Consider the following 11,944-nt stretch of genomic DNA (forward strand, 5'->3'; position numbering starts at 1 on the left):
GTCACACATCGCCCTGATCTAGACGACGGAGATGAGGCTATGACGTTCGAAGAGTTTGTCGCGGCGGCGACTAACGGGTGTGTCCGTCCATACCCGTACCAAACAGAACTGGCGCAGTCGGGGCTACCCGATGTACTTCGCGCTCCGACTGGGTCGGGAAAGACGCTGGCAGCACTGTTGCCGTGGCTGTACCGCCGGATGGCCCATCCCGATCCGGCCGTGCGCGTAGGAACGCCCCACTGGCTGGTCGTGGTGTTGCCGCAGCGCACGCTCGTCGAACAAACTGTCGATGCAGCGCGCCGGTGGGTGGGCGCGTTGGGCGCTGCAGTCGGGGTGCATGTGTTGATGGGCGGCGAGGACCGGCGCGACCGCGAGTGGAAGAGCCACCCGGACACCGAGCGAATCTTCATCGGCACCCAAGACATGGTGTTGTCACGGCTGTTGATGCGGGGTTTCGCGGAAACCCGTGCCGCCTGGCCGATGAGCTTTGGTCTGCTACACGCCGGGACCCAGTTTGTATTTGACGAGGTACAGCTGATGGGTCCGGGGCTGCCCACGTCGCTGCAATTGCAGGGCCTGCGGGGGGTTTTTGGCACGGCACTGCCCTGCCGGTCGATGTGGATGTCAGCGACGATCGACGTGGCGGAGCTATCCACCGTGGACTTGCGTAGACCGCTGTCCGTGGTCGACGTGACTGACGAGAGCGGCGAACTCGCCCGGCGGATGGCCGCAACCCGCACAATTCGACAACTCCACCTTGATGCCGATTCGAAACAGTACTCGGCCGCTTTGGCGGCAAGCGTGGTGGCCCTGCACCGGCCCGGTACTCGAACTCTGGTCGTTCTAAACACGGTCGAGCGCGCGATGAGCGTCCAGGCTGAGCTCATTCGCCTTGACCCGGGTGCCGACGTTGTGTTGTTGCATTCACGGTTCCGTCCGATTGACCGCGCGTCCCAGACGGCCGCGGCCCTGGCTGAACCTGGCCCACAGGGCACGATCGTTGTCGCCACTCAAGTTCTGGAGGCCGGCGTCGATGTGACCTCGGAGACCCTGATCACCGAGGTTGCACCGTGGCCGTCGATCGTGCAGCGCGCGGGCCGCTGCAACCGCGACGGCCGCGCCGCCGATGCGCGACTCGTGTGGACGGCGCCAGTCGGCGCCAGGGCACACTTGCCCTACGCGGCGGAAGATCTCGAATCCGCGGCTACGGCACTCGCGGCCCTCGAGGATCGTGCAATGACCGGCCGGGAGCTAGCAGAGCAGCAAGTCTCCACCACGCGGCCGATCCATCCCGTATTGCGCCGGCGCGACCTTCTGGATCTGTTCGACACGGCACCCGATCTCGCTGGCAACGACATAGATGTCAGCCCATTCATCCGCGATGCTGCTGATCGAACCGTATCGGTCGCCTGGCGCGACCTCAAAACTCCTGACATGCCCACCGTCCACCGAAGCGAGCTCTGCCAGGCACCGATCGCCGACGTCCGGGACATGCTCAAGTCGGAACCACAATGTGCCCGCATCTGGGATCAGGTAGACGGCACGTGGCGGCTCCCTCGGCGCGACGATGTCCGCCCAGGGGCAGTCATCGTACTGGACGCACTGCATGGCGGTTACCTACCCGAACGCGGTTTCGACCCAGGCAGCAGGCAGGCAGTCGAACCGGTCACTGTGCCGTCGACGACACCGGACGCGTTTGACCGCGACCCACTTTCCGTTGGGTTCGCAAACTGGATAGCTCTGGATAAACACCTCGTTGAGACCGAAGCTGTCGCACGAGAGCTGTTACCGCGCTTTGGGCCCGACGTCGACCTGACGGATCACCAGCGCGATGCGATCATCCGCGCCGCACTGCTGCACGACCTCGGCAAGGCGCATCCGACCTTCGCCGCATCGCTGGAGAAAGCGAATCCCGAGGCGCCACCCCCGGCTTCACCAGCGCTGTGGGCCAAATCACCCGGTCATCGGCCGTTGCGGCACGATCCGCCCCACTTTCGTCATGAGCTGGCGAGCGCGCTTTGGTTGCTGGACGCATCGACCAGGCTGCTGGACGACCATCAGGAACGCGACTTGATCGTGTACCTCGTTGCCGCTCATCACGGAAAAGTCCGGGTGACGATTCGCGGCAAGCCCGATGAGCGACCAGGGGTCACGCTGGGCGTTAAGGATGGAAGCAGCACAATCGGTTTCACGCTGAATGGTCACCAGATCCTGGCCGTCACCCTGTCATTACAGCCGACGACACACGGGGCCGGTTCCCTGACCAGCCGGGCGCTCGCGCTACGCGATCGAGCTGATCTTGGCCCCTTCCGACTTGCGTTCTGTGAGGCGATCGTTCGAGCCGCCGACTGGCAGGCCAGCGCGAATGGAGGAATGTGATGGCTGAACTTGTTCTGGACGGCTGTCGGGTGACACCGCTGGCGGGGTACTTGTCCGCTCTGGGTGCGCATCGCGCCGTGCATCGCCTTCTGGATTCTGAAGCGCAAGGTCGCTGGAGCCAAGGTGTATACGTTCTTCGCTGCGGATTCGCCACAATCGATGAACTGACCGTTGCGCTGCACGCCAGATTTGAGCCGGAATCGATTGTCTCGCCGTGGAATTCCGGCTCGGGATTTGCCGCCAATGGCAAGAGCCCTGCGGCCGAGCGAATCCTGCAATGGATTCGCGAAAGTACTGACGAACGGCTTTTGCCGTTACGGCTTGCCGTGGCCGGGGCTGACCGAGTCGTCAGCGACGGGCTCCGGCTGGGTATCACGGACCTGTGGGACAAGAAGCGGAAACCGGAGGTGTTGCGACTTTCCCGAAACGAACTTCCCGACGCGGCGGTCGCGTGGCTGGACGCCGCGATCGCGCTGGGACAAGATGACGACCCGTCGTACTCCCGACTGCTCGGCACCGGCGGCAACCTGGGTCGTCAAGACCTTTCGGCGACATACCTTCAACAGGCTCGGACCGTACTTGAGCACCGTGACAGCGTGGCATGGCTGGCTTCTGCGCTCGACGGGCGCCCTCGTGCCCCGCTGCCAAAGGACTCGCCCGGTCAGTTCGACGCAGGCGGCGTCGGCGCGTCTGACGAGCCCAACTCGGTTGGTAATCCTTGGACATTTCTGTTTGTCATAGAGGGCACGCTACTGTTCGCCACCGCCGTTGTACGCCGGCACGGTGCCGCCTACTCTGGAGCGGCGTTGCCGTTCCAGGTGCCGGGTTCGACGGCGGGCTTCGCGTCGTCGGCATCAGGAGAGCATCCCCTTGCGGAACTATGGGCACCGGAATGGCCCGAACCCTTGTGCATCCCAGAAGCGGCGCATCTGCTCGGCGAAGGTCGCGCGGATTGGAACTCTCATGCTGCGCGGTCGGGCCTCGACATGGCGCGTGCAGCAGCCACTTTCGCTGTCGATCGAGGTATCGGAGCATTTCAGCGACACGTTTTCGTCGACCGGCTCGGCCAGAGCCCGATCGCGGTGCCAGCCGGACGCATTGACGTAGGCGTCCGCGGTGGGGTCGATCTGCTGGCTCCTCTGGACCGCTGGCGTGAGGCGCTTCGCCGGACCGACCCCCCCTCGCACATCGCGGCGCGGCTGCGTGCCCTCGACCAGGCGATCTTTGACCATGCTTGCACCGGTCAGGATGTCGCGCTCGTGGAAGTATTTGCCGCGCTTGGTAGATGTCGATCCGCGGCATCTCGATCGGGAAAAGTTCGCGACGCTAAATTGCCGGTGTTGAGTTTCCCGCACGGCGCCAAGCTGCTCGATCAGCTTCGGGATGTGATTCACCATGATCGTGAATTACGAATCGCACTGGCGCTCACAACGTCCCGTGACGGTGCAAGCACATTCGGCACGTGGTTGACAGATCCGCTTCTTGCCGGCGGCTTGGTTGCAGGACTCGCCGACATCGCGCGGCGCCGAAGCTTTCCGCTCGCGACTGACGAGGTGCGCACAGACCGCACGCCGTCGGTGCGCGGTGCGCGCATCGCGTTCGAGCGCGGCATGAGCCTGCGTTCGGGCGATATTCAGGCATTCGTTGAGGGCGCTATCGATGACGAGCGGACGGCAGCATTGACTCTTGGCCTGTCGTGCGTTGACTGGCGGTATACGGGCGGTGAGAACCTGCCCGGGACGACATCAGCGTCTGCCCCTGCCCTTGACTTGGTCCTGCTGTTCACTGGCGCGGCACCCCTCGACTATGTGAACACAGACGGCGAATCGCGATCGCTTATCGTCCGGCCAGGCCATGACTGGCCATCACGCTTGATCGCCGGACAGGTGGGGGCCGTCCTGCAGGACTCGTCACGCAGGCTGCGCATTGCCGGTGTGCGGCACGTCGTGAGCGTGCGCGGCAGCGCCTTCGACGGCAGGCGGTTTGCGGCCGCGCTGCTGCTCACCATCAAGACATCCGATCGACGTGCGGCCCTGAGCCGCGTAGCCGTAGTCGGATCCCACCAAACCGAGTTAGTACAGGAGGTAATAACATGAGCGGGCGCTACATCTATGATGCCGAACTCACGCCCATATCCGGAAGCACGTTTCAGCCCACCGGGTTTCCTGATATTGGCGCGGCTACCTTCACCAGATACGAGGGTGGCCACGAAGTCGATGCGCTTCTGGTCGAATCGGTGCAATCGATGGCGAACAGGCTTGAGGCGACCGCCTGGAACCACGCGGAGAACCGTCCGGTCGATGCGGTGGCCGGAATGCCGTGGGTCCGCGTGGTTCGAGCGAAGACCGGCGAATTCCTTACTTCGAGCCGGCTCGAAGCGCATCGATTGGCATCACCATTCGTACATACGTCAATCTTGGACGGTCAATCCATGTTCGACGTCATCGGCAATCGTCTGGGCCTCAAGGCCGATACGCCGCTTGACTATCGCGCAATGGCCGCGGCGGTCGCACAATTAGATCCGTTCTGCCTGATGCACGGCGTGTTCTTCTCACACAAGAATTGGCTTGGTCAGCCAAAATTCATGCGCGCGATCTCCGGTGTGATCGAAGCCCATGACGTACAACGCGCCGTTAGCGGCGGTCGCAAATCCGACCGTGTCCGCCATCAGCTTGACAAAGATGGCGAGGGTGGAACCGCGGAGGGGTACGGGTCTGTGCCGTTCTCCAGGACGGAATGGACAGCAAAGCGAATCATTGGTTCGTTCGTCATCGACATCGAGCTGCTCCGATCCTATGGGTTGCCCCCGTCAGCTACTGCGGCCTTGGAAACCTTGGCGCTCTGGGAGATTCGCAATCTACTCGAAGGCGGTCTGAGGCTGCGTACAGCATGCGATCTTGAGTTGGTGTCGCCGGTCACTGCCCGCCGCGGACCCGAGTTGCCGGCAGCCGACGAGCTTACAGGCGCTCTGCGAGATCTCCTGGCCAAGTCGGACGGGGCGTTCGGTGACGGTGACGCGATTACCGTCTTATGGTCGGGGAAGAAGGGCTGACCATGCCGACCACCTTGGTACTGAGCTTCCCGCTTGGGCGGTACCATGCGACGCCCTGGGATCGGCATGTGAACGAGGGCGCGGTGGAAATACCACCGTCGCCGTGGCGATTACTGCGGATGCTATATGCCGTCTGGCAGACTCGCTGCCCCGAGATACCAGAGTCCGTTGTGCACCAGCTGCTTTCCGAGCTTGCCACACCACCCACGTTTTATGTGCCGGGCCATAACATTTCGCACAGCAGGCACTACTATCCGGATGCCAGGGATGGGACGGACCGTACGCTCGACGCGTTTGCGGTGTTTGGCACGGAGGATCAACTGGCCGCTCAGTGGCCAATCGAACTTGAGGTCGACCAGCAGAATGCGTTGTGCCGCATAGCGAAGTCGATCCCTTACTTCGGCCGTGCGGATAGCATCTGCACTGGTGCGGTCGAAATGGATTGGGAGCCTGGGAGACACGCAGTCTGGAAGCCGTTGGACGTCGCTGAGCGCGTAAACGACTATCAAGACGCCACGTCGGTTCTCGTGCCGGAGATACCTTTGGTTGTAGACACTCTTCTTGCACGTCCTGCCGAGATGCGTCGTCGCGGCTTGAGGTTTCCGGTGGGCTCGCGGCTTGTTGCGTACGGTCTTGAGCAACCTACTGAGGTCGAGCGAACTGTTGCCGGACGTTGGCGGGCTCCGACGGTAACCGCGGTCAGATTTGATGTCCTGCATGCCGCTCTCCCGCCGGACACCGACGCTGTCATCTATACCGACCTGCTGCGTCAGGCAGCGATCAAGCAGCTCGGTGAGAATAGAGAAGGCACCATGCTCGGCGGAAAGACCTCGGATAACACCCCGATGCAAGGCGGGTTACACGCGCACTACCTGCCGCTTTTTCGCGACCGACGCTTGACCGCGCTGGTGGTCTGGGTGCCCGGCATGATTCCGGAAAAGGAGCTGAGTGCCTTGTGTGACATTCGGGCTCTCTACGACTACAAACGTCGCGTCCAGGTTCGAGTTTCCGGTGTGGGGAGGGTTGAGCAGACGGCCCCGGAGTTCATCGGGCCGGCCAGAACATGGTGTGCGGTTACGCCTTTCACGCCCGCACGGTACCCCAAGAAGAACCGCGACGATTGGCGTGAATTTGTGGTGCACGAGGTTCAGCGCGAACTGGAGCTGCGCGGTCACGAGCGAGCTGACGAGGTCCAGTTCGTCGGCGGACCGTGGACGGCGTTCGTCAGACACCGCCCCAGCGCGCGTATGCGGGGGGACAAACGGCAGGGTCAGGCGCACCTCCCAGCTGAGTTCCTCCGGCTCCGCTTCGCACACCCGACGCGGGGACCGCTCGCATTGGGTTGGCTGAGCCACTTCGGTCTCGGCCTATTTCTGCCCGAGGGCTGAACGATGGACGAAGACCTGTTGCCTGCGCGGATGATCAACGAATTCGTGTACTGCCCCAGGCTCTTCTATCTCGAATGGGTCGAGGGGAGATTCGCCGACAGCGACGACACCCGGGTCGGCCAGCAGGTGCACCGGCGTGTTGACACTGAGACTGGCGCCGCCCCGTTGCCTGAGGAGGGCGAGTTGACTGCGGCGCGATCTGTGACGCTCAGTTCGGAGGAACTCGGTGTTATCGCCAAGATCGACGTGATCGAGGGTATCGATGGCAGCGTGGTCCCGATCGACTACAAGAAGGGCGAGCCGCAGGCAGACGGCACACCGTGGCCGAGTGACGAAGTGCAGGCATGCATCCAGGGAATGGTCTTGCGCGACAACGGGTATCGTAGCGATCGCGCCGAACTCTATTATGCGACGCCGCGACGCCGTGTGAGCGTCGAGCTGACCCCCGAACGGCTTGCACGAGTCACCGACGTCGTTGCGGCTGCACGAAAGGTCGCACAGCAGTCTTCAGCGCCGTTGCCGCTGGTCAACAGCCCAAAGTGCACGCGGTGTTCGCTGGTGGGCTTGTGCCTGCCTGACGAGACGAATGCGCTACTCGCCCGTCAGGAACAACAACCGCGCCGGCTGGTACCACGAGATCCCGACCAGCGACCGGTGTACGTCACGGAACCGGGCTCCTTTGTCGGCGTTCGTAGCGCACGGCTCGAGGTCGCACGCGACAAGGAAAAGATTGCCTCGTTTCGGCTCATCGATGTCCAGCAGTTGGTGGTGTTCGGTCGGGTCCAAATCAGCACCCAGGCCCTTCACGAATGCTTCGCCCGCGATATCCCAGTGCTGTGGATGAGCACGGGCGGCTGGTTGCAGGGGTTTGCAGTGGGCCAGATTTCCAGATACGTCGAGGTCCGGCGCCGACAAACCGCCGCGCATGCGCAGGGCGGAAACGGCTTGGCGCAGCGCATGATTGCTGGCAAGATCGCGAATTGCCGTACGCTGCTGCGCCGCAATGCCCGTGCCGATGTCGCAGCCACGGTGGCGGCACTCAAACAGCTTTCTGCCAGCGCGCGCGAATGTGACGACTTCGCAAGCCTTCTCGGCATTGAGGGAACGGCCGCCCGGCTCTATTTTTCCGAGTTTGCCAAGATGTTATCGAATGCTTGTGGCGAGTTCGCAGCCCAGTTCTCGGCGCTCGGGCGAAACCGCCGGCCGCCGCCCGATCCCCTCAATGCGCTGCTGTCATTTTGCTACTCGATGCTGACCAAGGACCTGGTCGCCGTCATCGTAGGTGTCGGTCTGGATCCATACCTCGGCGTGTTCCATCGATCCAGATATGGACGGCCTGCGCTTGCACTCGATCTCGCTGAGGAATTTCGACCCCTGATCGCCGACTCGGTTGTCGTTGGCGTACTGAACAACGGCGAGATAGGACCGCGTGACTTCATCAGACGGGCGGGCGCCGTTGCGCTGACCAGCCAGGGAAGAAAGACGGTGCTGAAAGCGTATGAGCGTCGCCTTGAGACGAAAATCAGACATCCGGTATTCGGTTATCAGATCAGCTATAGACGAGTGCTCGATGTCCAAGCGCGGCTCTTGGCGGCGGTGCTTGTCGGTGAGCTTCCTGAGTATGTGCCCATGGTGACGAGATGACACGGCGTCGCTACTTGATGGCATATGACATCGCCGATCCTAAGCGGCTACGCCGTGTGTGCACACTGATGGAGGACCACGGTGAGCGACTGCAATATTCGGTGTTCCTGTGCGACCTCAGTGTCGCCGAATTAGCGGAACTCGAAGCAGCCGTTACTGCGGCGATGCATTTGGTTGAGGATAATGTCGTCCGGATCGATCTCGGTCCAACATACGCAGCCGCGGCGATACGCCAGATCGGCCGTGGCCGCTGCATCCCCGCAGACGGGCCGCAGATCGTATGAACTGCGAGGGGTCATATGACAGGTGGGATCCTTGGAGGCGCTCGTTCGCAGGTAGGAGGCGTTACGGTGAACGCTACACATCATTGGCAAGCGGATAGCAGCTCCTTGAAACTTGACTGCTCGCGGTGCCGTGTATCATGCCAGGTCAAGGGGCTCAGATTAACCGAGCCGTTATTCCGGTCATTTTGGCCGGACACCATTGAGGCCACAGAGGCGGCGTTCGTCATTCCAAACCCCTCGCGGGTTATTCCGGTCATTTTGGCCGGACACCATTGAGGCAGGACTCGCACATGGGTTCGTTGTTGCCGACGTTGTCGTTATTCCGGTCATTTTGGCCGGACACCATTGAGGCCCCCCAGACTCGGTGCCGATCTGCCGAATCAACGCAGGTTATTCCGGTCATTTTGGCCGGACACCATTGAGGCCTGCGGGAGGACGAGAAGGACGCCGCGGAGATTCAGTTATTCCGGTCATTTTGGCCGGACACCATTGAGGCGACTATTGGTGAGTGGAACTAAGGCATTCGCGAAATCGTTATTCCGGTCATTTTGGCCGGACACCATTGAGGCGTTCAACCAGTCTGCCATCAGCCGGTCGACGGTGAACGTTATTCCGGTCATTTTGGCCGGACACCATTGAGGCGTGATAGCGGGAGTTCAGCCAGTGGGTGCGGTTGTGTTATTCCGGTCATTTTGGCCGGACACCATTGAGGCACCATTCGCGTGTGGTGTCAGGTGCTGGTCGCGGCGCGTTATTCCGGTCATTTTGGCCGGACACCATTGAGGCATCCGAGGCGGCAAGTACGAATTGGGTGGCGGGCAGGTTATTCCGGTCATTTTGGCCGGACACCATTGAGGCTCGCGAGGGTCTCGCGAGGGTTTCGGTAACTGTCGCGGTTATTCCGGTCATTTTGGCCGGACACCATTGAGGCGAATACTTCGCATGGTTAGAGCGGGTGAACACCACGTTATTCCGGTCATTTTGGCCGGACACCATTGAGGCTGGCGCTGCGACAAAGTCTATGGCGGTGTGGTGCCGGGTTATTCCGGTCATTTTGGCCGGACACCATTGAGGCGGCATCATCGTTCGATTCGGTTGTACTCGATGAATCGTTATTCCGGTCATTTTGGCCGGACACCATTGAGGCCATCGAGTCGACGGCGGTGTTGACGACGGTTTTGCCGTTATTCCGGTCATTTTGGCCGGACACCATTGAGGCGTTGATACCGGATTGGATGCGGATCGCGCATTCGCTGGTTATTCCGGTCATTTTGGCCGGACACCATTGAGGCACCCTGTGGGTTGAGCAGCGGGGCCAGTAGGCCGGTTATTCCGGTCATTTTGGCCGGACACCATTGAGGCGGCTATTTGTATCGCGAGGGATTGCCCGTGCATCCTGGTTATTCCGGTCATTTTGGCCGGACACCATTGAGGCGTGGTAAGTTCGGCGGCTAACACGTTCAAAGTGGCGTTATTCCGGTCATTTTGGCCGGACACCATTGAGGCCCATGCCTGTGTCAGCCCAGATCGCGGCACGTGATGGTTATTCCGGTCATTTTGGCCGGACACCATTGAGGCTCAGGCCCTTGCGCTGGATGCGGGAGACGCTGTTGGTTATTCCGGTCATTTTGGCCGGACACCATTGAGGCCCCATGCCTGTGTCAGCCCAGATCGCGGCACGTGATGTTATTCCGGTCATTTTGGCCGGACACCATTGAGGCGTTTGGTCGCCAGTCAGTTGGCAGTCGGGTTCCGTGGTTATTCCGGTCATTTTGGCCGGACACCATTGAGGCTCAGGATACAGGAAGAACTTGACGCGGCGAGCGCCGTTATTCCGGTCATTTTGGCCGGACACCATTGAGGCCGTAAGAGTGCGCTGCCAATAGTCCAGCGTAAACAACGTTATTCCGGTCATTTTGGCCGGACACCATTGAGGCAGGTTTAGGTGCAGCCGTTCTTGAGTACCATGTCGACGTTATTCCGGTCATTTTGGCCGGACACCATTGAGGCTATGAGTGGGTGGAGAATCTGCCGAGCGCAGAAGGGGTTATTCCGGTCATTTTGGCCGGACACCATTGAGGCCAGAACACCGCGAGCTAGCTTCTCGATTCGACTCCGCGTTATTCCGGTCATTTTGGCCGGACACCATTGAGGCAGCTGCGCGGACCGAATGGGCAGGGATGGCCGCAACGTTATTCCGGTCATTTTGGCCGGACACCATTGAGGCGCTATACAACGGAACGTTAAGGAGCGCGGGTGTGCTCGTTATTCCGGTCATTTTGGCCGGACACCATTGAGGCAACTCGGCCATCGCGGCGTCATATGTCTTTGGGCCTGTTATTCCGGTCATTTTGGCCGGACACCATTGAGGCCAGCAGATCACCGGGCGAGCATTGGGGACTGTGACAGGTTATTCCGGTCATTTTGGCCGGACACCATTGAGGCCCGGTAATCACCCATCCGCACGCTGTGCAGATTCGGGTGTTATTCCGGTCATTTTGGCCGGACACCATTGAGGCGTAATGTATTTCGGTTTGCTAAAGTTGTATTTCGGGTTATTCCGGTCATTTTGGCCGGACACCATTGAGGCATAGACGTTTCCGCCGCGGGAGTGAATATGCAGGTTGTTATTCCGGTCATTTTGGCCGGACACCATTGAGGCACAATAGGTCTGATTCATACGAGAATAGACGGTATGGTTATTCCGGTCATTTTGGCCGGACACCATTGAGGCTTCTCTCGGATAGCGCGACTGGACTACAACAGCGACGGTTATTCCGGTCATTTTGGCCGGACACCATTGAGGCGTAATCGGGTTCCGTGTGGGTTGGCCGGAGCGGCTTGTTATTCCGGTCATTTTGGCCGGACACCATTGAGGCACCATCGCTCACCTACGCCCAATTACCGCTTCGGTCGTTATTCCGGTCATTTTGGCCGGACACCATTGAGGCGGGTTGCCCGAAAAAGAGTACGCGCAATTAGCACGAGGTTATTCCGGTCATTTTGGCCGGACACCATTGAGGCAGGTTCGGCCGAACATCGGGCTCCGGCGGGCGCAGCCGTTATTCCGGTCATTTTGGCCGGACACCATTGAGGCGTGGCTTCTGGGCGATAAGCGGTCATGAGAACAGATCGTTATTCCGGTCATTTTGGCCGGACACCATTGAGGCACAAACCCGGATTGAGCGACCGTGGTG

General features: G+C 60.8%; 6 protein-coding genes and 1 CRISPR repeat array (1 of these 7 cut by a window edge). All 6 genes read left to right on the forward strand.

Translation table 11 applies throughout. The features are described 5' to 3' along the window. The first annotated feature begins 39 nt into the window (after nucleotides 1–39). Genes AWC07_RS21845 through cas2 form a run of 6 tightly spaced genes read left to right on the forward strand, consistent with a single transcriptional unit; the run spans nucleotide 40 to nucleotide 8,747 of the window. Nucleotides 40–2,379 carry a CRISPR-associated helicase/endonuclease Cas3 gene (locus AWC07_RS21845; RefSeq protein ID WP_036411607.1) on the forward strand — a complete coding sequence of 780 codons (2,340 nt, stop codon included), beginning with the start codon at nucleotides 40–42 and terminating at the stop codon, nucleotides 2,377–2,379. Further along, complete coding sequence (gene cas8g1, locus AWC07_RS21850; RefSeq protein ID WP_036411610.1) at nucleotides 2,379–4,475, forward strand: type I-G CRISPR-associated protein Cas8g1/Csx17; 2,097 nt, start codon at nucleotides 2,379–2,381, stop codon at nucleotides 4,473–4,475. The genes AWC07_RS21845 and cas8g1 overlap by 1 nt, the downstream gene beginning before the upstream one ends. Then, nucleotides 4,472–5,431 carry a type I-G CRISPR-associated RAMP protein Csb1/Cas7g gene (gene cas7g / locus AWC07_RS21855; RefSeq protein ID WP_036411613.1) on the forward strand — a complete coding sequence of 320 codons (960 nt, stop codon included), beginning with the start codon at nucleotides 4,472–4,474 and terminating at the stop codon, nucleotides 5,429–5,431. Before cas8g1 ends, cas7g begins: the two co-directional genes overlap by 4 nt. 2 nt (nucleotides 5,432–5,433) lie before the next feature. Further along, nucleotides 5,434–6,819, forward strand: coding sequence for a type I-G CRISPR-associated protein Csb2 (csb2, locus tag AWC07_RS21860; RefSeq protein WP_036411626.1), 1,386 nt, complete (start codon nucleotides 5,434–5,436; stop codon nucleotides 6,817–6,819). Between the two features lie 3 nt (nucleotides 6,820–6,822). Beyond that, nucleotides 6,823–8,463, forward strand: a complete 1,641-nt coding sequence (locus tag AWC07_RS21865) for a CRISPR-associated endonuclease Cas4/Cas1 (RefSeq protein WP_036411616.1) — start codon at nucleotides 6,823–6,825, stop codon at nucleotides 8,461–8,463. Between the two features lie 17 nt (nucleotides 8,464–8,480). Beyond that, the gene (gene cas2, locus AWC07_RS21870; RefSeq protein ID WP_244187659.1) at nucleotides 8,481–8,747 is read left to right on the forward strand and encodes a CRISPR-associated endonuclease Cas2; all 267 of its coding nucleotides are present in this window, start codon (nucleotides 8,481–8,483) and stop codon (nucleotides 8,745–8,747) included. 170 nt (nucleotides 8,748–8,917) lie between these two features. Then, nucleotides 8,918–11,944: a CRISPR direct-repeat array (repeat unit 36 nt; unit sequence GTTATTCCGGTCATTTTGGCCGGACACCATTGAGGC); it runs 703 nt beyond the window's last position.

The sequence above is a fragment of the Mycobacterium gastri genome (assembly GCF_002102175.1).
In the GTDB taxonomy this organism is placed as follows: Bacteria; Actinomycetota; Actinomycetes; order Mycobacteriales; family Mycobacteriaceae; genus Mycobacterium; species Mycobacterium gastri.